Annotated in this window: 26 protein-coding genes; 22 read left to right on the forward strand and 4 right to left on the reverse strand. The window is 38.1% G+C overall.

Going from position 1 to position 25315, the window contains the following annotated elements; translation table 11 throughout:
* Positions 1 to 18: 18 nt before the first annotated feature.
* The 7 genes from ACX9NY_RS32330 (at position 19) to ACX9NY_RS32360 (ending at position 8757) form a co-directional block, all read left to right on the forward strand.
* On the forward strand, positions 19 to 1356 hold the full coding sequence (locus ACX9NY_RS32330) for an S-layer homology domain-containing protein (protein WP_472479754.1): 1338 nt from the start codon (positions 19 to 21) through the stop codon (positions 1354 to 1356).
* A gap of 9 nt (positions 1357 to 1365) precedes the next feature.
* On the forward strand, positions 1366 to 4749 hold the full coding sequence (locus tag ACX9NY_RS32335; RefSeq protein WP_472479756.1) for a DUF5704 domain-containing protein: 3384 nt from the start codon (positions 1366 to 1368) through the stop codon (positions 4747 to 4749).
* Positions 4697 to 5899: a GGDEF domain-containing protein gene (locus tag ACX9NY_RS32340; RefSeq protein WP_472479758.1), complete on the forward strand. Its 1203-nt coding sequence runs from the start codon at positions 4697 to 4699 to the stop codon at positions 5897 to 5899. The genes ACX9NY_RS32335 and ACX9NY_RS32340 overlap by 53 nt, the downstream gene beginning before the upstream one ends.
* 111 nt (positions 5900 to 6010) lie before the next feature.
* On the forward strand, positions 6011 to 7018 hold the full coding sequence (locus ACX9NY_RS32345) for a hypothetical protein (RefSeq protein ID WP_472479760.1): 1008 nt from the start codon (positions 6011 to 6013) through the stop codon (positions 7016 to 7018).
* Positions 7019 to 7164: 146 nt separating this feature from the next.
* Positions 7165 to 7407, forward strand: a complete 243-nt coding sequence (locus tag ACX9NY_RS32350) for a hypothetical protein (RefSeq protein ID WP_472479762.1) — start codon at positions 7165 to 7167, stop codon at positions 7405 to 7407.
* A 428-nt stretch (positions 7408 to 7835) separates the two neighbouring features.
* Entirely contained in the window at positions 7836 to 8381 is a 546-nt protein-coding gene (locus ACX9NY_RS32355; protein ID WP_472479764.1) for a PIN domain-containing protein, read from the forward strand.
* 91 nt (positions 8382 to 8472) lie between these two features.
* A complete protein-coding gene (locus ACX9NY_RS32360; RefSeq protein ID WP_264932529.1) occupies positions 8473 to 8757 on the forward strand; it encodes a hypothetical protein in 285 nt (94 codons plus the stop codon).
* Here the strand turns inward: ACX9NY_RS32360 and ACX9NY_RS32365 are convergent.
* Positions 8750 to 9532, reverse strand: a complete 783-nt coding sequence (locus tag ACX9NY_RS32365; protein ID WP_472479766.1) for an HD-GYP domain-containing protein — start codon at positions 9530 to 9532, stop codon at positions 8750 to 8752. The genes ACX9NY_RS32360 and ACX9NY_RS32365 overlap by 8 nt on opposite strands.
* Positions 9533 to 9923: 391 nt before the next feature.
* Between ACX9NY_RS32365 and ACX9NY_RS32370 the strand changes: the two genes are divergently transcribed.
* The 3 genes from ACX9NY_RS32370 to ACX9NY_RS32380 all read left to right on the forward strand — a co-directional run bounded on the left by ACX9NY_RS32370 (position 9924) and on the right by ACX9NY_RS32380 (position 12738).
* Positions 9924 to 10625, forward strand: coding sequence for a hypothetical protein (locus ACX9NY_RS32370; protein ID WP_472479768.1), 702 nt, complete (start codon positions 9924 to 9926; stop codon positions 10623 to 10625).
* A gap of 20 nt (positions 10626 to 10645) precedes the next feature.
* On the forward strand, positions 10646 to 10876 hold the full coding sequence (locus ACX9NY_RS32375; RefSeq protein WP_472479770.1) for a hypothetical protein: 231 nt from the start codon (positions 10646 to 10648) through the stop codon (positions 10874 to 10876).
* Positions 10877 to 11625: 749 nt separating this feature from the next.
* Positions 11626 to 12738: a hypothetical protein gene (locus ACX9NY_RS32380; protein ID WP_472479772.1), complete on the forward strand. Its 1113-nt coding sequence runs from the start codon at positions 11626 to 11628 to the stop codon at positions 12736 to 12738.
* Positions 12739 to 12936: 198 nt separating this feature from the next.
* Here the strand turns inward: ACX9NY_RS32380 and ACX9NY_RS32385 are convergent, their stop codons facing one another.
* Both ACX9NY_RS32385 and ACX9NY_RS32390 read right to left on the reverse strand, forming a co-directional pair.
* On the reverse strand, positions 12937 to 13800 hold the full coding sequence (locus ACX9NY_RS32385) for an IS3 family transposase (protein ID WP_472480350.1): 864 nt from the start codon (positions 13798 to 13800) through the stop codon (positions 12937 to 12939).
* On the reverse strand, positions 13797 to 14117 hold the full coding sequence (locus ACX9NY_RS32390; RefSeq protein ID WP_472479774.1) for a transposase: 321 nt from the start codon (positions 14115 to 14117) through the stop codon (positions 13797 to 13799). The genes ACX9NY_RS32385 and ACX9NY_RS32390 overlap by 4 nt, the downstream gene beginning before the upstream one ends.
* A gap of 180 nt (positions 14118 to 14297) precedes the next feature.
* Between ACX9NY_RS32390 and ACX9NY_RS32395 the strand changes: the two genes are divergently transcribed.
* From ACX9NY_RS32395 to ACX9NY_RS32450, 12 genes are all read left to right on the forward strand, one after another.
* Positions 14298 to 14447: a hypothetical protein gene (locus ACX9NY_RS32395; RefSeq protein WP_472479776.1), complete on the forward strand. Its 150-nt coding sequence runs from the start codon at positions 14298 to 14300 to the stop codon at positions 14445 to 14447.
* A 583-nt stretch (positions 14448 to 15030) separates the two neighbouring features.
* A complete protein-coding gene (locus ACX9NY_RS32400; RefSeq protein ID WP_472479778.1) occupies positions 15031 to 15273 on the forward strand; it encodes a hypothetical protein in 243 nt (80 codons plus the stop codon).
* A gap of 173 nt (positions 15274 to 15446) precedes the next feature.
* Positions 15447 to 16019, forward strand: a complete 573-nt coding sequence (locus ACX9NY_RS32405) for a hypothetical protein (RefSeq protein ID WP_472479780.1) — start codon at positions 15447 to 15449, stop codon at positions 16017 to 16019.
* Between the two features lie 226 nt (positions 16020 to 16245).
* Positions 16246 to 17790, forward strand: a complete 1545-nt coding sequence (locus ACX9NY_RS32410) for an LPD1 domain-containing protein (protein WP_472479782.1) — start codon at positions 16246 to 16248, stop codon at positions 17788 to 17790.
* A gap of 351 nt (positions 17791 to 18141) precedes the next feature.
* Complete coding sequence (locus tag ACX9NY_RS32415) at positions 18142 to 18819, forward strand: hypothetical protein (RefSeq protein ID WP_472479784.1); 678 nt, start codon at positions 18142 to 18144, stop codon at positions 18817 to 18819.
* Positions 18820 to 19192: 373 nt separating this feature from the next.
* Positions 19193 to 19681, forward strand: coding sequence for a methyltransferase family protein (locus tag ACX9NY_RS32420; protein ID WP_472480352.1), 489 nt, complete (start codon positions 19193 to 19195; stop codon positions 19679 to 19681).
* 130 nt (positions 19682 to 19811) lie between these two features.
* A complete protein-coding gene (locus ACX9NY_RS32425) occupies positions 19812 to 21302 on the forward strand; it encodes a hypothetical protein (protein WP_472479786.1) in 1491 nt (496 codons plus the stop codon).
* Between the two features lie 885 nt (positions 21303 to 22187).
* The gene (locus ACX9NY_RS32430; RefSeq protein ID WP_472479788.1) at positions 22188 to 22535 is read left to right on the forward strand and encodes a hypothetical protein; all 348 of its coding nucleotides are present in this window, start codon (positions 22188 to 22190) and stop codon (positions 22533 to 22535) included.
* Positions 22536 to 22569: 34 nt separating this feature from the next.
* Positions 22570 to 22842 (forward strand): hypothetical protein, encoded by a 273-nt coding sequence (locus ACX9NY_RS32435; RefSeq protein WP_472479790.1) that lies wholly within the window; start codon positions 22570 to 22572, stop codon positions 22840 to 22842.
* Between the two features lie 110 nt (positions 22843 to 22952).
* The gene (locus ACX9NY_RS32440; RefSeq protein ID WP_472479792.1) at positions 22953 to 23141 is read left to right on the forward strand and encodes a hypothetical protein; all 189 of its coding nucleotides are present in this window, start codon (positions 22953 to 22955) and stop codon (positions 23139 to 23141) included.
* A gap of 219 nt (positions 23142 to 23360) precedes the next feature.
* On the forward strand, positions 23361 to 23585 hold the full coding sequence (locus tag ACX9NY_RS32445; protein WP_472479794.1) for a hypothetical protein: 225 nt from the start codon (positions 23361 to 23363) through the stop codon (positions 23583 to 23585).
* Positions 23586 to 23607: 22 nt separating this feature from the next.
* Complete coding sequence (locus ACX9NY_RS32450; protein WP_472479796.1) at positions 23608 to 24180, forward strand: hypothetical protein; 573 nt, start codon at positions 23608 to 23610, stop codon at positions 24178 to 24180.
* Between the two features lie 337 nt (positions 24181 to 24517).
* Here ACX9NY_RS32450 and ACX9NY_RS32455 read toward each other — a convergent pair whose 3' ends face one another.
* The gene (locus ACX9NY_RS32455) at positions 24518 to 25309 is read right to left on the reverse strand and encodes a TniQ family protein (RefSeq protein WP_472479798.1); all 792 of its coding nucleotides are present in this window, start codon (positions 25307 to 25309) and stop codon (positions 24518 to 24520) included.
* Positions 25310 to 25315: the final 6 nt, after the last annotated feature.

Here is a 25315-nt window from a genome sequence, read left to right on the forward strand (position 1 = left end):
AGGAAATGAGGACCAATAATGAAGAAAGTAATTCTTGCATCAACCGCGGCTTTAACTATACTTTCAGCAAGTACCTTACAAGTTAGCAACGTTTATGCTTTGGAGAAAGAAAGTATTACAGATACGCTGCTGGATGCTTCAGACAAGTTGAAAGATGGTGCAACACAGCTTGTCAGTGCAGTTGTTGCGACATTTAAAGATATCAAAGGACACTGGGCAGAATCTAGCATTCTGGCGGCTATTAAGCAGGGGATCGTCAGTGGTTACCCGGATGGCTTGTTCTACCCGAATAACAAAGTTACACGTGCAGAGTTTATTAAACTTACTGTAGGCTCATTGGGCTATGAGGTTGGTACTACGAATGGTGGTACTTGGTATGGTCCTTATGTTAGCACGGCAAAGGCCAACAATCTGTATAATGAGTCGGATTTCCCTTCAAGCGATTGGTCTAAGCCAATGACTCGTCTAGAAATGGTCCATGTGGCGGTACGTGCAATTAATAAAACTGCAGCAAGTGACAAGGAATTCATGTACATAGCCGTAAAAAATGGTCTGATTTCAGGGGTTGGTAACGGTAAACTCGACCCCGATGGTACTACAACCCGTGCCCAGGCTCTGACGGTCATCGATCGCATTAACAAGGTTAGAAGCGGAGAGACGTTGAAAGTAGACGCAGTGGCATTAGCGAATGCAGAAAAAGCGATGAACGCGAAAACCGATTTCTGGGGACATGTAATCCGTACGACCAATCTCCCAAAAAATGCGAAGAATTATCCGTATATCCTTGAAGAATATCCAAATGAAATGTACGAAATGAAGCCATACCAAACTATCGATACAAATTCTATACAGTTATCCAAAAATGATATTGCTTACAATTCTAAACCAACATTAGATTTATGGAAGAAAACAACCGAGTCATATTACGCTCAGATTCTAAATGTTGATTACAGAACAATTGACGAAAAGTGGGCAACTAAGGCTTTTGCAAATGCTAATCAATCCAGTCGAGTAATGCTTGCTGACATGAAAAGGTATGTGCAGTATGTAAAAAGTAACAAAATTATTATTACAGGGAATGTTGTTGCTGAGCCCTCGATGGTTATGCTGTCTAAAAGGTTTGGAGAATACTACATTCGAATTAAATTTGAATTCACCTTACAAAACTTTAATAAATATGAAAGTGTAATGTTCGATCCTTTCATGGGTGATCATTCAATTAAATTTAAGAAGGGTACGCGCTATGAGGGCTATGCAGATATTCCTCTAACGACCAATGCTAACGATTTAGATTTAAAAGTTGGTGGATTGACCTCCCTGTTCAACTTTGGGTCCATAGTTCGCGTTGCAAAGTAGGTAACCCAAATGAAAAAAAGTAAAATGAGAATATTATTTGTGATTGTTTCTATCGCTCTTATTATGGAAATGATCGTTGGTTTGCTCCCTATGGGCATAGCATCTGCAGCAGACGCCCCAGCTACGATTCCATATGAAAATATAACTTATAGTGAGCAAGACGGAATGATACGATTTACAACTGTCTCTACCGAAGCTACAACTAGCATTAAGTATAAAACAGTAGGTTTCACTATCACACGAAGTGCAAGATGCACCAATACTGATTGTGCACCCCAAAGTGGTGGATCATTTGGAGAGGTGAGAATTGAGCAAGATGGAGCTGGAGTAAGTTTACCAGGTGGAAAAGTTAGAACGGCGTTTAAAATTCCTGCTGAGAAATTGAACGATGCACTTGAAGCTGCCGGATTAGGTTCTATGGAGGGCAGTGGACAAATCTGGCTAAGTGCTATCTTTCGTGTAATGCATGGATCAAACGAAGTGAACCAGGATCATAAGACACTCCAAAGCATTAAGAATGCTGAAGGTTGGGCTGATCCAGGTGGATTTAGACAGTATTATGATATTCCATTAGTCGTAAATCCCTACTATCCTGTTACAAAAATATATCGTACTGTAGATGCTGAGGAAATATTAACAGAAAAAGTTGATAATCCAGCTAAACCACCTGAACATAATTGGCCAGTGGGAAAACCAGTTAATGTTGTTTTAGATAAAAAGACTCCGTTTAACGGTAGTGAGTATGTACTAGTAAAATCGTACATACAGTCAAAGAGGAAATTAAATGAACAGAATTTTGTCCAGACTGGCCAAGCTGATCCAGACAGTGGCACTGATACGTCATTAAACTCTCGGAATTTCACAAACTATCTTGGTGGTACAAACGTTGTAGGGGTTTATCGAAAAGTTAGTGGCTGTACTATTGATCCATCAACTGGTGAGTGTGAGGTTCCCAGCTGTGCAACTGATCCTAACCGACCGGAATGCCAACCTATTACCGTTGGATGTACACCTCCATTAAAAGGAACAACGATTCAATCACCAGCAACTGCAATGAATCCTCGAACTTCTGCAGTGATTAAAGCTGATAATAGAGGAGCAGAAAAATTTGATGTTTCTAAAGGCATTCCTACTTCCGAAACACTTTTTGGTCAAGTTAACGCCTTAAATTATCTATTTAAAAATGAGTTTGCAAATTACACAGGGTCTTGTACCTACAAAGTAACTGTCACTAAACTCTATATTAAGGTAAAACAAATTCCTGCTGTACCTGGTACGGGACCCAATAATCCTGGAACACCGGCACGAGAAGAACGGACTCCGGAACCAGTAACTAAGGAAATCGAAGTTAAACGTAATTATTCATACTGGCAAGTAGACAATCTAGAAGTGTACAAAATCAAAGAAGCGAACTTATCTAACTATGCTTTGCCGAATGGATCTGTTAAATTAACTCCGAAAGGCTATACACCGCCATTTGTGTCCGTCACTAACAGTACGGAACTTCGGGAACATATTGTTGACCCCCCGCTGCCTACAGTTAATTTAGGTTCGCAAGAGGTAGGGGAGACAGTACCTGACGAGACGGGGTTATTTAAATCGGCTGCAGAAGCACAAACCGGGAAAATCAAAGTAAAAAATGACACTCTCGTGTTCGAGAATTCGAGGGTTATGGATGGAAGCTATTATGAAGAAACTGGGCCAACACCTGGTACCATTCCTTCATCGACAATGATTAATCAGAATGTGCTCTACGGTACGAATTATTTGATCAGTAACACGTTGATCAATAAAGCCGATACGGAGAGTACCGGAGATATCCATTATGAAGTGATTACACCAGGAAACATTAATGGTGGTTCACCTCAGAAGTTTGATATTAATGGCATTAACACGGTCACAGTACACACACCGGTTGTCATTTACGCTTCAACTTCTGATGATCGAGCGCACAACCAGAAGACGATACCTGCGACTGCTCGGAACTCAACCATTTTAGATCGACCATTTACGGTGAGTATGCCAACGAATGGCCAGCATCGAAATATTCTGGGTTATGGCAATCGGGATTATGCGAAGTCCGTGCGTGATAAACAGGTATACTTCCCATTCGATGTATACAGTGGAGATAAATCTAAGTTTTATCCTAAGGGAACCTGGATCTCAATACCGGTTGCTCAAGAAACTCAGACGTTCTTCTTACCAGTTTGGGTTGATGAGGGCTACTATGATGTGTTATTCCGGACAATCGCTGAGAATGCCCCATCTAACTTTACAACGGAGTCTCAAGCAAACCTTAATTTGGCTAATCACGTAGCAACGGACTCAGTTCCTATTGATGTTGTAGGACGCGTCTATGATTTCCATATTACAGATATTGCTGATTTCAATTGGGAGACTTTTTTCCGGAAAGCCAAAGGAAGCAGTACACCAACAGGTAACAGCTTCTGGGTTGGTGGAAAAGGAATAGATGGAGCTAATAGAACAAGTGCGAACAACTTTGTTCTTCCTGTTCGCCAGGGAAGTAACCCGATCAAGGGGCTTCAAAATATAACAGTGAAGACAGGTTATACTTTCAAATTTGATCTTAAAACAAAAGGGAACATGGCCGATGATAAAGACGGTGTACGCGTAACTCCGGAATTCTACTTTGTCTCGAAAGACGGGAAGAACCGAAGATTGGTGGATCTCTACTATCACTCAGATAAGGCGAAGTTCATCAAAGTTGGCACGACAGCCGATGTAGAGAAACGTAACGTGACCCTAAATTCAAGACTACGGAATGTGCCTCAACAAAGCATTGTTAACACGTCCAGTACGTTGTGGGAAATGTTCGCAAGTTCAAGAGGATGGTCTACACCTAAACAAAAATACATGCAAGATTATTTAAAGAATACTTCAAAGGCCACTTATGTTGGTGGTTACGATGTACAGATTCTAACCGCGCCTTTACGCACTTTTATTGGCACAATGAATAATCTTCCTGGTGGAGTGGACATCTATAAAGCGAATGCTTCTGTACAGCAGTGGTATGGTGAATACAGCTTGCCGGCTGCTGTGTACGCAGTACCAAGAGGAACTAACCTAGCATCTTATGGAGGTAAATTAGATGATAAATCTAAAGTGTTCCTGAAAGAAGGTTACATTGTTGTGAATTTCACAGTGGATACCATCAGAAATGGGGATACGTCTAAGCCTCATTTACAGTACATTCGTAGACCTGGTTCAAGCTTCTACGGAACGTATAATAATCAGTGGCGAGATATGGAAGGATTCAGTTCGTCATTCACAACACCATATGGAGTGAACTTTAGCTCTATTGATGGTGATGTAATGTACTATGATGCGAACAAATCATCATACGATGACTTCAACAGTTCTGGCACGCATTAAACATAATAAAGAATCAGTGGAAGCACCACTAGACCAATTTTGGTTTAGTGGTGCTTCTTTTGGTTACAAGGAGTGGAATCGTTTGAATGGTATATCACTGGGCACAGGTTTCTTATTCACAATCCCTGTAGTATTAATCATTGCGTATGTTACTTTCCAATTGTACCAAGTGAGAAGGAAGCCTTATTTACCATTGTTGATCGTATCTACGGTCTGGATGTTTTTTCAGTTCATCGGCATTACACTGTATGCATTTAGTGATTCATCTTGGAAGATTTCATTAACCATGACTCTTATTTTCTTAGTTATGTTATCCCATCTCTATTGGGAACAAAAAAACACCGAGAGATATATTGGCTATGGTTTACTCCTTGTAGCCTTCTGCTTATCATTCACCCCATTCAACATCATTTATGGTTTTATGGGTATTGTCATAAGCGGGTACTTGTTGTACCAAGCCAATGGTAACTATCGGCATCTTCGAAAATTATGTACTACAGCTGGTTTGCTCTCACTCACGTTTTTTGAGATAATCTTGTATTTTGTTTTAAATGGCAATGTTCTAATTGCTATTATGGTGGTTATGACTTATGTGGGGATTCATATCGCATTGTTTATGACATTGCAGGATCGTTTGGTAAGGTTGCTGATAAACAGCTATCATGCTTCGTTAGTAGACCATCTTACGGGATTATATAACAAGAAAGAATTTAGAAAACGAACAGCAAAATTAATCGAGGATGCCTATGAAAGCGTCTATGTTATATTCTGTGATATTGATAACTTTAAAATAGTGAATAGTACCATGGGGCATGTCAAAGCAGATGAAATACTGAAAAAAGTTTCTCATATTATAAGGGACGAAGTGATAGAAGTCGGTATAGCAGCGAGATATGGGGGAGAGGAGATCGTAGCTCTACTAGAATCAGATGATCCAAATGTCGTGAAGGTCATTTCAGAAACGATCTTGAAAAGAGTGTCCGCGGAAACGGAGGTTACACTAAGCATTGGGTATGCAAGAGGTAGTGATGATATTACAGAAGAGCAGTTGATCATCAATGCTAATCAAGCGATGTTTAATTCGAAAAGTACAGGTAAAAATAGAGTGACTAGCTACCATGGACTGAGGTCAGAAGATATGATGAACTAGAATTAAAATCATATTTCACGTATAATACGAGTAGCGGAAGCACCGCTTAAATTGGGCCAATAGCCTTGTTTAAGCGGTGCTTCCTTATTTTGTTTAGGAGGTTTTTCAGAAATGGATAGTATCGAATATAAGGCAATTTCTATAGGACACAATGCTGTAACAGGGGAGGTAGTAGAGTGGCCGTGGACTGAAGCAGCATATTCTACGATGACAATTGTGGGTGGGGCTGATAACAGCCCTAGATTAGCATTAGTAGACGGCATTGTAAAAGAAGCGATTCAACAGGACGCGAATTCAGTTTTTCAAATACGCATGGGTAAACCAAACTCTCATGAAATAGCGGTCCCAAGCGATGCCATTTCATGGAGTGGACAATTCTCTGATCCTCCATCGGATGTGGAAGATCGAGATATCTTTATAGGCAACCGGATCTTTTTTTGCTCTAATTACTTTGGGTTGTTAGCACAGTCCAAAGGAGTGCTACGCAGTGAATTACTGCCACCAACATCGTATCGTTGGAATCTAGAAGGACCGCTTGAGGGATATCGTAGGGCTATAGAAAACTTGGATTCAGACCATCCTCATAAACTGAGCTTACAGACAGAGTTGAATAAGCTAGATGAAAACATCTGGTACCAATCTGATTCTGATGGAAGGTGCTTCTATATTGATGACACAAATGATGTGTATGCTCTTGCACAGAACTTCCTTTTCGCCGTGTGGAGCTTCTGGGCCGAAATCGGAAAAATGGATGATCCTCAACCAATACTTTTAGTCATTGATATGCCAAAATCACTTGTTAAATTTTCTCTTGATCCGGAAGTTACCCAGGTCGTAATCCGAGCTTTGGAGATTCTTAGATACTTATCTCGAGAGACAACGACAACAATGTTACTCTCTTCCGAAATGTTGTATCCTGCCCCAGAACTACATTTCCGACATAAAATTATTTTTCAAAGCTCAGAGGACGGAGATTTCAACCTAGAGAACGAAGAGATTAATCATTACTTTAGTAGAGATCATATTCAGTACTGGCTTAACCACCAATCGACTTCTGGTATTTTGTTTGATGATTTAGAGAATGTTCATTTTTCATTTACACCAACTAAGTTAAGTTAAGTTAACTTAATTTAACTTACATCAATATGTAAAATCTGAAATGCCTAAAAAAAACGTACTTGTTGCGTTTTTTTTTTTTGAGATTTGATATTCTTCCTGAAGCTCATTATATTTGAGATACACAACAAATTTAGGAGCGATATAATATGAATGAACAACCAGATATGAAGGGCCTTAATCAATTAGAAGCCGGTGTGAATCTATATAAATATGTATGTATTTTAGGGATGCTTAATTTTGGTACTCCGGAAGAGCGCAAGGTGGCTAAACGTGAATTGCATGAACTGGATGCCGACACTATCCCACACTTAAACAAAGCAGCATTTTCTGCAGCAGCGGATCAATTAGGATTAACCCGAGATGAAATGGTCAGTCTGCATGGAGAGTAAGAAGGATATAGCTCCCTTCAAAAAGCCAAACTCATTATGGCTTACATACTTGTTACCTTCATGCGTAGGATTGTTCTTTCTCTCGATGATTTTATTCTCAGACGTTCAGGATTCATCGAGTCCCCAAGTTAAATATTATTTTTTGCTCTTTTTTGGATTATTTTTGATATCACTCTATCTGATAATTGCCTACTTTTATCAAGTTTGGGTCACTCCCAAGAAAAATCTGTTAATTCAGATCTCTCAGCAAATGGGGGAAACGATTACCTACGTAAAATCTAAAAGAGTTGTACTGGATGATTATAAACTTGAGGAATATGGAATTAACTCCATGCAATTCAGTAAGCTGTCTCAGAAAGATTTGAAAGATATTCATAATGAGTGTTCGAAACTAGAACATAATGCGGGTCAGAGAAGGAGATGATAATATGGTTGATCTATTGATAATATTATTTATAGCCATACCAATTATTTATGGTGCTCTCACTGCTGGAACACCTAAACAACGCCAAATACATAGCCCCAACACTGATTCAAATCATACTATTGATCCTAGTATGGAATTACAACACTTCTCCAATCTCGGGTACAGGTTGTGCTTTGATCAGAATATACTTTTTAATAGGCCAGACTTAATTAATCAATTGCCGCGTACGACTAAGGTAGGGATATCAGAATTTATCACGCAAACACTGAAACATCATGGTAAGTCATCAAAATATGCCTTTTTGACGAAAAGTATTCTTTCGAGCATACAAGAGTTTGAAGATCTGAAAATCTGTAAGGCTGAAAGTGATAATTCACTAAACAATTCTAAATCGCTTTCCGATATAAATGATAGAACGATTCTTGAGTCTTACCTCACAGATCAGTCAGAGAATCTATATTACAATCTATTCGTTACTGATTCTAAAGATATGTGGTCCAATGCAAATAGTCATGGATTAAAATCCATACTTATAACGGAAAAATAGATGCGAAGCACGCACAATTTCACCTACCGGGTAGTAGTAGGCGAAAATTGTGCGTTTTTATTTTAGTGGAGAGAGCAGGTGGCATTGAATAATGTCTGAAGTGATTAGTTCAATGAGAGAACAGATATTAGAGTCAATCATGTATTCAAGGTCGGTTAGATGCTTTAACGTTAATTTTGGCAGAGTGAGTAGCACGGAAGGGATTCTAGATTGTGGCCTTGTCATAGGGCCGGCAGAAAAACAGTTCCTTGTTGGGCTGCTCTCAGACAAACTCTCAAAATCAGATCTCCCCAATAATGGAGCTATCATTATTGATTATGAATACGATGAAGAGCAGGTACTGCTTCACGGATCGGTACAGATACAAATCAACTGATCTGTTTTCTTTCAAAATCGTTGCTTGAGCTCATGCAGTTCAAAAAATGCTCCACAACGAGGGGGTCGAAGTGACTACCAGCGTTCTCCTTAATAATACTTAGTGCTTCCTCTGGCTGCATTGCATCACGATAAGAACGATTTGTGGTCATGGCATCATACGCATCGCATACCGCTACGATTCTTGCTTCGATGGGTATTTCATGATGTTTAAGACCCAAAGGGTAGCCGGTACCGTCAATCCGCTCATGATGGTAACGAACAATATTGGCAATACTCGTGCCATGAAAGATATCAAGTTTAGTAATTACCTCGTATCCTTGCTGTGGATGAGCTTTCATAATCTCATACTCTTCATCTGTGAGTGAGGAGTTTTTGTTCAATACGGAGTTAGGGACATATACTTTTCCTAAATCATGGAGCTGGCATCCCATGTAAATATGTGAGCAATCCTCTTCAGACAGATTCATACTCTTTGCTACGGCGTAGGCGTAATTGGCCACATTATGACTATGTTCATCGGTGTATTTGTCTCTTGTTTCTACCACAGCCACCAGAGATGATAGAACGGAGTGTTCAATTGTCTTTCTATCCAATGTCATTGAGCTTGCTGCTCTTTTCTTCAGTTGAATCGCTAATACGCCTAATATACTCCCGATGATCATACTGCTAAATAGAACAGAAAGTTCAATTGTCGTAGCTAAGGGAAGCAGCAGTATACTGAATGCAGTAAGTGGAATTAATAAGACAGGTAGAAAAAAGCCATAGTTTTGCACAATTTTTTTCCTCCAATGCAAAAAACACCACAGAAAAGACCTGCGAGGGTCTTTCATGTGGTGCTTCCACGTTCCGGTTTATTTTATATTCTTATTATATCAGAGAATCTCTTTCCTGATAATACCTGTCTATGTACCTAATTGAATTTTTAATTGACATTACTATAGTCTTAGGTTAACTTATAAATATATAAAAGATAAGTTGAACGCTAATTACATACTTTTTTTCATTGAGGAAGCACCTCTTACGCAAGAGAAAAACTTGCATAAGGGGTGCTTTTTGTCGTTTTTTGGTTTTGAAGTTTGTTTCAATAGCTAGATGGATAACTTGTGGGAAATTTAATTTGCATATTCAGGAAACCAATACATAAGCAAAGTGGGGAGTTTTAAAATGAGTACAACAACTAGCGTGATCACTGGTGAAATAGTCAAAATTAGAGCAATAGAAAAGCAGATTTATGATTTGTTATGTGCGGGGATCATGCACTTACAAGAAATTGCTGATGCAATGGGCCAATCATATTCATCAGTAAATTCAACGTTGTCTCGGATGGTCCTCTATGATATTGCAAAGCGACAAGGTGGGGGTATCTACGCACCAGTGATTAAGAATTATGTAACGGGACCAGATGAAGAAGTCATTACACAGCGACGCAACAGTAAACGTGGGCACACGAATGACGTTAATCAAGTCGGTCAAACGCCTGCAGAAATCGTAACATTTATTGAAAAGCAGTATAAGCTGTACACGTCAAAAAACGATATCCTTTCGAAATTGAAAAGTCACGGTGTGATTATAAACAGATATATGCTTAATCAGATTATCTATACCTTTGGAATTGAGAAACGAAATCCAATCCGAAATAAACATTCTGAAGCCTTGTTAAATATTTCTGCAGAGTGCATCAGCTACGTTAGAGAGCTGTACGTAGAAGGGGTGGAGCTTGAACAAATCTGTGAAGAACTTAAAATCCTTGCAATAGAAATGGATATACCCTTGTTAGTAAGACTCATTAATACTCACGATATTCAAAGAGCAAACCTGAAGAGAGAAGACGTAAAAGAACTAATGGCAAGTGGTATGATGCTATGATCCTGCATCTTGGAGGTCTATTGATCGTATCAGTAGCACTGATTTATCTGATATTTGCGAAGAGATTGTTGGAGGATTCAACAGAGGTTCAAGAGAAAGTTATCCAAGATACTTCTGTCAGTCGTATCAGTAAAACATCAGTAACTCAGAAGGTACGTTTGTACGATACCTTTATACAACTTCTTGCTTTTACAGCATTCGGCCTGGGCGTACTGACATTATTCCAAATATACAATTTTATGTTCAAATAATGTAACTCCTTCTCGTTTACTTAATTGCCTTCCCAGCCATTGAATTCTTTGCCTTCCGCGAAAGATTTAATGAAAGATATTTCTCCAGACTCAATAAGCGTATTGATACCACTGACTAACAGTGAGCAAATTTTGCTCACTGTTTTCTTCTATTGAGAAACCCATATACGCATGGTGTGCTTATGATTTACCTAGCTCGGACTACTAACAAACCTCAGCCATTCTCCCCTCAAAACCTTTGCAGGTTATACATTGCATTCTCAAAGAATTCATCATTGGTGACGTGTTGATAGCGCTCCACTTCGCCTTACACCCTTGCGGTTGTCAGGTTTAGGCCATACAGATAGTTTGGCATAACAATGAGAGTATTGCTAAGGGTGAATATGTTCCCAACTCGTATCGACTTCACAAATATAGGTAGGGAACCGAACCTCAATGTCATTTTGGCCTCAACCCCGTTTATAATCGGATCTACAGCGGCTATGCTACAGCCGTGTAGGTAATAGATACTGACCCTTTCCGATAATGAATGATCCATTTGAGTGCAAAAAAACAGTACTCAAGGATGGATGGGGACTATCTAGATGGAGTATTGTCCGAATTTCAACGATTACAAAATTGAAGAAGAGTGTAATTCCAGTTAAGATTATAGAGTTAGTGTAGCTATAGAGAGGAAATCTGATAGTGGTAGTGACAGGTAAACAGCGCATCATAAAAGAATAATAAAAGGAAAGAGGGGTATCTAATGTATGGATAGTAATCAGTCTCAAGCTAACTACCATAGTTTCTTAGATGAAACAGCACAATCCTTAGACCCAGTATTACGTAAAATGAGATATCAGGATAAGGACAATTGGAGGGTTGTAGCATGGACTTCCCCATTTAAGAAACTTCCTAAAGTACTCAGTGCGGCTGGTAAACTCAGTAAGACGATTTGGGGACTCATTACTACTGGTGGACCAGGGCTAACGATTTATTTTGGTTATGTGCGTGATTGGCCAATCTGGTTAATCTCTTCACTCGTGTTGGCTGCACTATTTTTGGTATATTTTTTGATGGTTACATCATACATGGGCAAAATGCTGTCCATTGCAAGTGAGGAATTTCATGCCGGTGCATACAAAGCGAAGCGCCCGAAAGAATATAATTTATGGTCTCCCTTAATCAACGGCCAAAATGCAACGTATAGAGGATTATATGATGTGTTTAGCTTGATATTGAACGCTCAAAGTGGAAAGGAGTTTCAAGAAGCCTTAAAGTTAGTAAATGATCATGCGACTAATCTTCAAGATTCTAATGATCAGTTCCTTGCTGAACGGGAGTACTTTTTGGACGAGTTGGAGAAACATGAGAAAGCAATAAGCTACTTGGTCGGGCTTATGAAAGATACTAACAAAACACTCTATAGATATGTTAATAATTGTTTGGAATTTTATGAGTTTGATTTTGTGAGTGCTTTTACAATTTACGAGATAGAAGGAGATAAGCTAAAAAAAGTCTTCGATAAAGGCACTAGTGGCAAAAGCCCAGAATATATGGCTCTAACAAAAGAGAATTCAGCAAAATGGTCAGCTGTAGATGTAGCACTGCATCCAAATGATGGACCTAAGTATAACAATCCTTATCCAGGTAGAACTATCGTTTCATTACATATGGAAATGTTGGATGGAATTCAATGGATATGGAATTTTCACTTTGACGACTCAAATGATAGAGCGTTGATACTGACTCTTGGAAGTGATATTATTGAAGTGAGAGAAGTATATAGATTAGTTCATGCATTTTGTCTAATTCTACAAAAAGAACTTTTAAAAGAGGAGGGAGCTCTCCATGACAGAATCGATAAAGCCTCAGAGGGTTGAATTACATTCACAACGTGAGATACTTACCTCAAATCGAGATAAAAGAGATAAAATGGTAAAGGCTTTCCAACATATAAGAAGCACACAAAGTGATATAGCTGGTTCGTTATTTGTTCGAACCAATCAGAGTGGTGAATTAGATAAAAAAACCCGGTGAATACGTGGTCATACCCCTGTCAAGTAGACAGATGAAAAAAGCTATGCTGCCAGTGCGCATCGATATTCAATCGGTGCGCGCTGTTTGAGTTTGGCTTGAAATCGTCGGTAGTTGTAATTGTACATGTAATCTTCCACGGCTTGTCGAATCTCTGCTTCTGAATTACACTGGTTAAGGTACAGCTTCTCTGTCTTGAGATGCGAAAAGAAGGATTCGATGCATGCGTTATCCAGGCAGGTTGCTTTGCGAGAGTGGCTGCCCTTGACGCCGAATGCTTCTAATCGTGTGTTGTACGCCTGAGACGTATACTGGAAGCCCTGATCCGAATGGAGCACGGCTTCCGAAACGTCTCTTTTTTGTGTCCATTGTTCTACCGTATCTAATACGAGCTGAACATCGTTCCGTTTAGACAACTGCCAAGCTACAATTTCGTTGTTGAACAAGTCTTGAATCACGGACAGGTAAACAAACGTGCTTCCATCCGAAATATAGGTAATATCCGTCACCATTTTTTGCTGAGGTGCTGTAGCATGGAATTTACGCTTCAGGCGATTCGGATAGATGACAGAGGGCGTATAGTAAGACTTCTTCCGCTTCCTGCGAATCACCGATTGGATCGATAGTTCCCGCATCATTCGCCATACTTTCTTGTGATTGACGTTCAGACCAGCCTCCCACAACGCCGTTGTCATGCGAGGGTAACCAAACTCTCGGTTTGTAAAATGAATAGCCATCATGTGTTCTTTGATCTCACGATCACGGTCTTGTCTTGCGTCTCGCTGCGGCTGTGTTGCTCGCCATTTGTAGTAACTGGATCGTGGAATCCCTGCCACCGTTAATAGGCGTGTAATGCCATGCAAGCAGCGCAGTTCATCTAGGATATCGTAGTTCTCCCGTTGGCTCAGCGCTTCTCCTTTACTAGATTTGGATACCGCTTTTTTAAATAATCCACCTGCGCTTGAAGATAATCTCGTTCTTCCTCCACGCTACCAAAGGCTGTGCGGGGACGTCCCTTCAGTGGATTCGGGATGCTGTTTTTTCGCTCATCGAACGCTTCCCCGTTATTCCACTTTTTCACCCACACCTTCAGTTGTGAACAGTTTCGAATCCCTTCTCGCTCAGCGACCACCTTGTAACTTGAAGAACCTTCGACATATGATCTAACTGCATTCAATTTGAATTCTTCGGTATATCTCTGAAATGTTTGTCCTTTTTTCGCCATAAAAATATCCCCTCCAAGTGTCACTTAAACCCTCATGATAACATGAAGGTTTTTTTAAGTGTCTACTTAAAGGGGATAATACCATACGCCGGGTTTTTTTATTTCAATTTTAAGGTTTAAAAGTAGGATTGAAAAGAAATGATGTTACTAGAATCTCATATGTGGGAGGCTAGTACATAAATGAAAACGAAAAAAATCTTACCCTTTTTGAAGAAACCTCAAAAAGTGGTCCATAAAGATCAAGAGCAAATTTTTAAAGATAACCGTGCAAAAAGAGAAACGATCTTAAAACAATTTGATCAAAGGAGAAATAATAAATTTGATGATTAGTTGACGGTAATCAGGCACCCTCAATAACTTTCGCTTATCCGAACCTCAATAGGGATATAACATGCCTATCGAGGTTCTTCTTCTATGTTTACAAGTCTTATTCAATTGCTCTAATGCATGTTGAGTAAAGGTCCATATGCTCTCAAATATTTTTTCTGAAAATCTCTATTATTCATTGGTCGATTTTTTAATATCATGGTAAGATCGTTCCAATACATAGGAATGACATCGATATAGAGAGAATGGTGAATTATGATAATTCGAAAGTGTCACGATAAAATAATGGATATGGAAATGATTTTGGATGCAGATTACGATCCGGAAGAGATGATAATTAATTTTACTTGCACGCACTGCCAATCAGGTATCACGATTAGTTGGGAAGAACTTTGTGGAGATGTCATAAGCATTGAAGATGGCGCCCTTGAACGTCTTCGGAAGGAGAATTTAACTTGACCTTAATCGTGATGTACAAGTGATGGGGATATTACAATTTCTTGTAGGTTGTCTTTTGTTGTATTTGTTTATAGGACTTATACTCGCTTTTGTATGGTTTGCATACGCTAAAATTGTGGAGTTTGACATGAAGAATGAGCAGTGGAACCTGGTTCTGAATTCGGTGATCGGGTTAACCTTATTTCTTGTGACGGTTACAATGTTATGGCTACCAGTAGCACTACCATTCTTGAAAAAGAAGGGTCACCTTCTGAAAATGAAGCGGCAAACTCATGTCGTTGAAAACCCCGAATCCAGAGCTCTTAAGCTATTTTCAAAGCCGATGCGTGCTTTGAAAAGTCGATTAGATGACTGGTACTATTATCAGTAAACGAAACACTATGGAATGGATCTGTCTTGGAAAGATCCATTTCGCCATAAACTATACCGAATCACCAAAGGAATCCATTATGGATTCCTTTTTTTAGTATATTTAAAAAAACTTTGGATAAGATTATAGAAGAGATGATCAAATTTACCTAACTATGATAAGGAGGAGTATATATGAATGATAGTACTGCTTTGAAAAAATCACCTATATGGACAGCCTCAGAAGATATAATACTTGTCCAAGCTATATTAGAATCTGTGAGCCAAGGAAAAACTCAACTGAATGGTTTTGAGGTTGCTTCTGGGCGTTTGCAAAGTAGAACACCTGGTAGTTGTGGTTTCAGATGGAACAGTGAGCTGCGCGATAAGCATAAATCCGCTTTAGAAAAAGCGAAAAAATTAAAAAATGCGAATAAAGCAAAGTTAACCTTGGTAGAAGACAGTAACCAATCCCAACCTGCTGAGAAATCAGATGAGAAAGCAAAGCAATCCGGAATAGCGAGTATTGATATTAACGACATGCAGGAAGCGATAAAGTCGATACAGTCTTTTTTAAAGGACATGAGTAGGTCTTTAAATGTACTTAAACAAGCACAAGTAACAATAGAAAAGAAGGACATTGAAATCACCAATCTACAACATACAGTAGAAGGTCAGAGAGATCGCATTAAAAACTTAGAGCACATTGAGAACCAATGGAGAGAATTTTCTGCTTTTGCTGATAAAGTCAGATCGAAAGGCATATGAAACTTTCATCTTGGTTAGCAACATGTTATGATCACTTTAATTAAGGAATATTTCTAGCACTGAGCCACGCGGCAAATCAGTGAAACCATTATTAACACACTTGAAGTGAACAATTCGATAAACTATCGAAATTTCCCCCATCAGGGTTGTTCCTATCTAAGTGTGTTTTTTGTCGTCTGATTATAAGTTGCAACATATTTTAAAATCAAATGGAGGTATTTTAAAAATGGAAAGAACAAGAATTCATACCCTGAGAAAAGAAGATGTACTAAGAGAAGAATTTCAAAAAGTAGGATTGAGTGAGATTTTAGCAGGAATAAATTTGGAAGTGGGACCTAATGATTCACCTGTTCAGCTTGAAAAAAAGTTTAGAAGTGCTGTACAAAGGCAGGTAAAGAAACATGTGAAGAATATGGCATTAGAGGACATCCTAGATTTCGTTAAACAGGTGTCAGATGGGCCTTATCAAATCGACATTCATTTGCTTGCACCCCCTGATACAGAAAGGGAGAAGTCCATTTTTAGACTATTGGCCATTGCAGGGAAAATCACAACAGAAGACATCATACCTTATCACCCCGTTCAGGTAGACTTAAAAGTCTTTGATAAAACTCGCAATGCATTTACATTGCTCAGAAAAGAGTTATTGGATAGATTCCATATGCGTAATCGAGGCCTGACTAAAAACATGGATGAAATAGGCTACTTCTTGTTCACAGACGTTTATAAGATGGTTACAAACGTTATAGTGAACAATACGTTTCATTCTTATGCAGTAGCTCAGTCCGAATACTTACAGTTTAAGATTGCTGAATACTATTACTTAAGATCCGACAATGAAAATAAACACATCATGCCAGAAGACATCTTCTTTCAACAGCAACTTCAGAAAACGATGAAACACTATAACTTATCACTTCCTGACTTAAACAATAAAGAAGTGCTTTACGATACCAGTTTTACACTAAAGGATTTTGATGGATCTAATACAGAGGTGCCGCTATCTAATGCTGTGAAAAATCTCATTATTCCCCGCCTGATCAAAACCATGAGAAATATTCGGGAAAAAACAAGACAAATCATGAATGAGCATTCTTCATATGCTAAAGCTTTTCAAACGAAAAAGAATATTAGTCCTGCTACATTATCCATGATGAAAGATAATCAATTCCTATGGATGTATGGCGAAGTGGAGTTAGACAATGATGTAGATCTTCAAAAGTTTCAAACTCTAGAAATGGAGTTTACGGAGCTGCGCACACAACTTGAATTAAAACAAGCATTGGACCACAGTTTCCGAATTCGCAAGCTTGGAAGACACAAAGCTGCCGGTCTCTATTATTCGTATTATAAAGCAACAGTTATTGATATAGATGGTCCAAGTTCTTACGCCCATGAGCTGGGGCACCAACTTGACCATACCATTCTCCCAGGGCAAGTCCTCAGTGAAACCATTAACTTTGATCCCATTATCAGCATGTACGAACACCTTGTGGAGGACAATGTAACTAAACTGCCAAACAACAACGCGTTCAAGGTCAAATGGAAGAAAAAGAGATCCTATTATTTTTATCCATCTGAAATCTTCGCAAGATCCTTCGAACTTTTCTTATCTAAATCTATGCAAATCTCATCCTCATTTCTAAACCAAGAGTATACTTCGCCTGAATATCCGTTAGAACAAGATTTTTTAAATCAAATTAAGCCATACTTTGAAGCCGTATTAGCTATACATGCAGAGAAAACAATGAAAGTTGCTATGCAGCAATGAAAAAACAAATTGGATGCTGCTTTGTTATAGACGGACATGAGTTTATTTATGAAGGTTCCTACTCAAGGGAGAAGTCTGAATCCATCTGTAATCTTTGCAGTAAACCCATAAAGGGCAAAATTCATGTCTTCTTTAGTTCAAGGGGGTACCATGATGGATCACACACAACTAAATTCTATAGCGGAACATGTGTAAAGGCGATTATACAAGCCGGTTATAAAAAGAGTATTTGATACCACGATAGATCCTCTAATGCAATTCCTCTCAAACCACACCCAAAAAGTAGCTCATCATCTTTAATCCATCGAAATCAAAAGATCAATCAAAAATAAAATAGAACGGAGTGAAAAAATGACCATTTTCTTATGGGCTTATTTTGTTGCAGCCTTAATGTACGCAAGTAAGGGGACTCTTGTAGTTCACGAGTTAGGGCATTACATCGTATTAAAGTACATTTACAGAGATCCTGATTGTGGCATCATCATTGGTGACATACATGGAGATCTCCAGACGGAAAAGTCAATCGCCGGTGTTCAAGTAAAGTTTTTTTCTAAGTCAGAGAATAAGAAGGTACATGGTACAAAAGGAATCTGTTATCCATGGAATGAAGTATACGCTAAACCAAAGTCTTGGAAGGCAAAGGTATATGCTATTGCAGGAGCTGCTATGGAATTTATTATGGCATCTTTACTGATCACAATTGGATTAGTCATTGTTCATACACATACCACTTCACCGTGGATAGAACTAATTACTTCAATCGTAATGATTATTCTTATTTTTATGTCCATACTCATTCCTTGTTTAAAATTGTGGACTGGGAGTAATCAAGCTGTTCAACTCAAAAACGACACAGTGAAATCGCTAACGAAGACCGCTTACGGCCAATCAGATCGTATGTTGTTATTTAAAAATGGAAGAACGCTGCTGATCTTTTATACAGGATGTACATGTGCGATCTTTTATCTGGTTTTTGTAACTTTGTTAAGATCATTAGAGAATTTTTTAAATCCCTGGATGTGTTTATGATAATCAAATTTTATAAGTCTGCCTTTAGCTTGGTGAGAGAAACCAGTATTCAAATAGTGACATCTATAAAAACGGAAATAAGCTATCGGACGGATGGCTCCAATAGCTTGTTTCATGAAAACATCAAAAAAAGGAGCTCAAACTTGATAGAGCACTTTTCTGATATCTACAAAAATTATACTTCTCTATAATAAGAGGACGCATAATGCTTTCTAACTGCTAGCTCAGTAAGAGACCATTATCAATACCGTTAATAATGAGTTCGACTAATCACTAATTAAAGAAAAGGGGTCCTGACATTATGAATCTTACTTTAGTGTTTTACGCTGCAGTCATTACGTTATTTGTTTTGTTATTCTCTATTCCTATTCAAATGTACTTCAACTCAAAGAAACAGAAATTAGAAATAGACAGATATACTTTATACTTTGGAGCTTTTGTCGTCGTATATTATGTTGGTGCTTATTTTGTGAAACTTTCTACTATATTTTGGTTTCACCCCGTAACAGTCATTATCTTAATTATAATATTGGATCTAATTCTGTTATTGCACAACTTAAGCATTTTCAACCTTTCTAAAAACTTCTCAGATTCACATCAACCGAAAGATAGTTCGGTACTAGTCCACAAGGGGATGTACCGGTATGTTCGGCACCCAATTTATAGCATGTTCTTTTTTGAGGGAGTACTACTTTCTCTTATCTCCCCCTGGTTGATCCCTCTCGGTATGGGATGCATCATAATTCCGATTTACCGTTTGGTAATTCTAAAAGAAGAATCGTACTTGATTCAACGATATGGCCAAGCTTATACTGACTACCAACTTAAAGTAAAACATAAAATCATTCCATTTATCTGGTGAGGTAACCTCAAGCTTCCCTTAAGGGAGGCTTTTTATTTATTTAATCCAAAATAAGGTATATGCTAAGAGGGAATAATTTAAAAGGAGAAAGATACTATGAAGAACAAAATTCAACAAGGAATATATGATCTTGAGTGGAACAATTACGCCCAGGGTAGATCCCACCATTAAACATTCACTTGGTCAACTCTCTACCATACTTCATGAGACAGTACATTTCCAAGTTACTCATCGTTCACCGTATGGATTTCTGGTCACCATGCTATACAAACTTGGTAAAAAAGACAAGCGATTAACAGATACAGCACATTATTTACTCTCCAAGATGAAAATCACTCAAGAATGTATCGCTGTTTTTTATGAAATGATTTGGTATTATGAGAAAAATGGGAAGGAAGATTGCTTTCATCATTTACGGGACATGCAGCTAAACAACAGAGAATATTTTGACTATCTTCAACCTCTATTCTTCCTAATACATCAACATGACGATCTCTCTTTTTCAGAAAAACTCGAAATTGCTAACATGTTAACTCAGCTTGCTCTATCAGGTAACATCGGGAAAGTTTCTAACGTCTTGAAGCCAAGACTTTTAGAAAACCATTTCAAAAATGAGTATGGCATAGGGTCTAAAGCTTTGATTCCAGATGTTCGATTTAAATTACTCACTTCAGCAGCTCAAAGTATTCTCCAGAATAATGAAGACTTCACAGTGGAGGCACTTTTCAACAAGGCAGGTCTGGAGTACAAACTTTCAGAACATGAAGATGTACTTGTCTTACTACACACTGTAATTGAAAAGCATCCTCAAAAGGATAAAATGCTTGAAATTTTAGAAGGTTTGCAGGAGATTAATCCTAGCGAAACATACCTTTGGATGCACCCTAACTCATTTACATCATACAAAATATCAGCGGAAACACCGGCACAGGAACTTGTTGAGGTTTTAATTTGTGGTAGTGGAGCGGTTGTCTTACCAATTTTAATTTCCCCCTCTACTTATCCTTTTATGTTTATGGATAACGTTACAAAGACCATCTATGGTGGATTAATAAAAAAAGATACACTCATTGAACTTTTCAAACGTGTGAATTTGCCACTAACTGTTCATGAGAGTAGCTTTAAAGAAATCACTCAAAATCCCAATTACTTTAAAGTAATTGAAGAGTTAAATCGACCACTATATGTATACATCGATGCTCCCTACGTAAAAGCTCGACCTATACTGAATCAGTACTTATCTGATGACTCTGTATGTATTATGATTGCAGTACCCCATGTTGAAAATGTAGGACTATTAGTAATCAAACCGAAAAAAAATGAAGAGATTTTCATATTACAATTGTTTTTTTATCACCATTACAATTACATACAAAAAACTATTGAACAGGGGGAGCTAAGGGCATCACTCCTCAATATCTCGGATCACTCCATTCAGAATGTATTCTTTGAAAATGGTGATAATAATTATTTAGATGATTTTTTCACAGTCATTGATAGTGAACTCCAGATCGATGGAGAAGCGGACTTTGAGAAAATAGCTAAAGAATATGCCAACTTCGTCAGAAATAAGGATCTAAAAGAGGAAATATTTAAACGTTATAAAGATTACATGGAGTGATACTGTAACTGATGATGAATAGAGAAAAAAGAGTACTCTGTGATAATGTTTTTAAGATAAGACAAAAGCCTAATAAAATGAATACAAGAGCGGGTCATCCAAAAGATGGCTCGCTTTTTTGCGCAAATAACTTGTTTATTGTTAGAAATACGTGGCGAAACCTCTTGAAACATTTCGCCAATGAATTTGTACCTCATTTATTACTCGATTTTTCCTAAGCGCTTTATAATGGGTGAAATAGCAGTTGCCACAGGGATAATCTTTATTATCGTTAAATCATTCACACATTAAACAACGTACTCACAGGAGGGAGCGAATGGGAGATGAGTGAATATACTTTAATCACTAGGAATTTGAGCCAGATAATGACCTAAGAGACGATAGGACTCACTATAAAAACAGTGACTTCAGTTTCAAAGTTCTCACATCATCATTTCTAGCCATAGTCATAGAACAATTTGGATTTTGCAGCCGGTCTATGATGATAGTGTGGAGTTAGTGAATGGCTGGTGATCTATGAATGTACAGGAAGGTGGACATATTGAAACCTAATGCAATTAATCATGCATGCAATGAATTGATGGATTTTAACCAAAAATATACTCAATTTTCGGAGGAAGACAGAGTCTTCGTGATCAAAGATACAGTTAATGATTCCTGGGACCTTTACTTTAGATATCCAACCAATGAGTACCAGCAGAAGGAGTTAGATTCGATTGATATCCCGTATTGTCCCTTTTGCGGTAAAGATCCTAGCATTACTGATCAAAATAACCAGGAACCAACCAGGGTATTAAAACAGAGTATACAAACAAATCTTCATTATTCGGCGTATGGATCACAATCATTTGAAGCACAAGACTGGTAGTTCGTAGGGGGAGATCTATGTTGTGGATAGGTGCAGGTGTAGGTGTAGTAGGTATGGTGCTTATAGGATACTTGGTTTTTATGAAATTACGGCAACGTCGGCATATGAAGATGATTGAATACCTTATGGCAACGCACATAGAGGCTTCACTTGAATTGTTAAAGACAAAATCGGTCTCTAGTAGAAGTGTTCCTCCCGAAATGGTCACCAACTGCACTTGCTCTGATAAAAATGAAGAATGGAACTTTGACGTGTCATTAGGCTGCTGGTACGTAGAGCGAGAATGCCAGCAATGTGAGTATTATTGGGAAGGTCCATATTATCTTTACGATGATCCGAATATCCGTGGTAATACGCTGGAATAAAAACTAAACAATTGAAGAGTCAGGGGTGAGGAATGTGGGAAACGGAGTTGTTGAAGGTAGTGCAGCTGAAGCAGCTGACAAGGCCATGGCATCGTGGAAGAAATTTACTGATGGTATTCAGGAGTCACGCATTCGTAGGGCGTTGGATGCTTCAGGATATACGGTCGTAGAACCAACCGAAAAGAATTTGAAAGAATGTTTTAGTGACTACATAGCTTCAGGGATTGGGCTAAACCATGGACATGAAATTATGGATGAGTTGACCGTCACTGATATGATCCGGACTATGATCGGATTGAAGATCTAAATTTGTTAAACCTATTCTAATGGCTGCACATGAAAAACTAATGTTGTATCTGCTATTAATCCCAGAGAGACTGGCTATCAGAATCTCTATCAACCTGAGGAGGACTTTGAATGAACATAACCAATGATCCAGAAATGAAACCAATGATTCTTGAAATTGTAGAACATCTGCGTCTCCATCAAAGAACAATAACTGAAGAGGACGTAGTACATGCTGCAGTTAAAACGATGAGAGATATGCTGCTTAAACACGGGGTGCAATGTGAACTGTTATTTTTCGATTCTAGTCCAGTACATTAAAGTCAATAATCAAATTTGATAGCTTAAATCCACATCTAGTGGAGGATTATGTCGATTCAATATGCTATAATATAGGCATAACAACCTTTGCTTACATAGTCTTTAGCCATGCGGCATAAGAAATTACAACTCTCGAATTAGGCTCTGTTAAATTAGAAAATCTCTGATTTAATCTATTCGAGGGTTGTTTATTTTAAGAAAAAAAAGGAGGAAGTACTTTTGTTTAAGCGCGATCAAGTATTAGTACATAGTGTAGATTTTGATAATGCTGTTTTTTTTCAGGTACCTATTGAAGTATTCATGAATGATGGTAAATATTTAGAGACTGGAACGTTACAAGCACACTCGGAAAACGGTGTGGTACTGAATAATGAAGGAAGATATCTTAAATCAAATTGTACATTTAAAATCGGATATCTTCATCAAAGCAGCTCTCTGAAATAAGCAAAACAAAGGAAGACAAATAATGAATCTGGAATACTTCAAGAAAATATCAACTGGATTAATACCGGTTGGTTGTAAGGATCAAGACACACAAAAGGAAATCGAGTCGAGAGGGGCAATATTGGACTCAACTGATGAAGATTATCTATGGTACAGGAAAGCGCGTATGCTGATGAGTACCGACTCGGTAATTGGGACCATACTTAGCGAACTCGATGACTGTCCATTAGAGTGTGATGGATTGACAAGAGTAATCAGCTTGATATTGAGTAGGGCTGGAATAGTACATGAAGTATTCGCGGGAAAAGTTCAAATGGAGGGCTCCTCGCGTATTGTCCAGCCTCATTTGTGGATTATCCTTAGTGATAACACGATGATTGATTTCCGGATCAGGATGTGGATGGGCGATCAGGTGGAGGTGCCGCATGGACACTTTGATCCGGTTTCTTTCCAACATATGCATTACCAGGGATCACCAATAGAAGGGTGGGAGAAGGAGAACTCTTATGCACTCATTCTAGCCACCATCAACCAAATTGATGTCACCTCTTTTGAAAAAAAACTGCTTCATTTATCTACTGAAAAAACGAACTGAATTTGCCATAAAAAGAACAACAGTCAACAATGATTGTTGTTCTTTTTATGTTCAAAACTAAGTTAAATTAACTTAAGTTAATTTAACTTAGTTTTGAATCCGAAAAACCTCATTTTTTTTGTGGGGGGATGATACTTAACCCATAAAATTGTCACCTAATAACCCATAATAAAGCCAAAAAAAGGCTTTATTATGGGTTATTTTAAGCTATTCTTAATCTATCTAGAACCATAAGTTTGCCAAGATTGAAAATTTGAACCATAAGTTTGCCTAAATAGTAATTTCAAGAAAAGAAAATGAACCTACTCTTTATGTAGGTTCATTTTTCAAGGAAGCATTATGTTAATCGTTGGATCAATCGTTCATCTAGAATTTGGTTAATGGGAAGATTGTAGCGAGCACTAAATCTTAATGCTTTCGTCATACTGAGTGTTGATTTTTTTAAATTGGTTACAAGGTATCCCCCACTATAACCTCCACGTTCCTTAAAAAAATCAACGCAGGTACTAGTCGGGATTTCTTTCAGTCGATAGGGTGTAATAAGGCTTAATATTTTATCCGTGATTTCCAGTTCAGTTAAAGTCGCTTTTTTTTTGCTCTTCATGCTACTTAAATCATAATCACAAAAGTTACAGTAACCATAGTTTTTATACTCTATTAATTTTTTTTGACAAACAGGGCACTGATCGATTAAAACATATTCGTGCTTTAGGCATGTATTTACATGTTTGAAAGTCCAACTTAGTCTCTCGTAAACAGGCTGATGATTTTCAGAAAGGCAAGCAGGACACCAAGAATGATGAAGTCGATGCAGACCGGAACTCGCGATGACATTCTTATAATAAAGAAGTGTAGTAAAAGAAAGATCTCTCCTACTAGTTGTTCTTTCTAAACATTGAATTAAACTTTCTTGAGTAAAATAATCAATTGAGTGGCTATTTTTAGTTAAAATTAGAGGTGGTTTTGGGGTGTTTAAACAATGTTTTAGCAGTGTATTCACTTTAAGATAATGCAAACGAGCCAATCTATAAATATAATGATTAAGACTTTCAACTTCATCAGAATTATTATTAATTGGCTCAATTGAATATAGCGAAGTTCTAGGCGGAATAGTTTCAGTTAAATGCATATGTTT

The organism is Paenibacillus sp. CB74 (assembly GCF_055687625.1).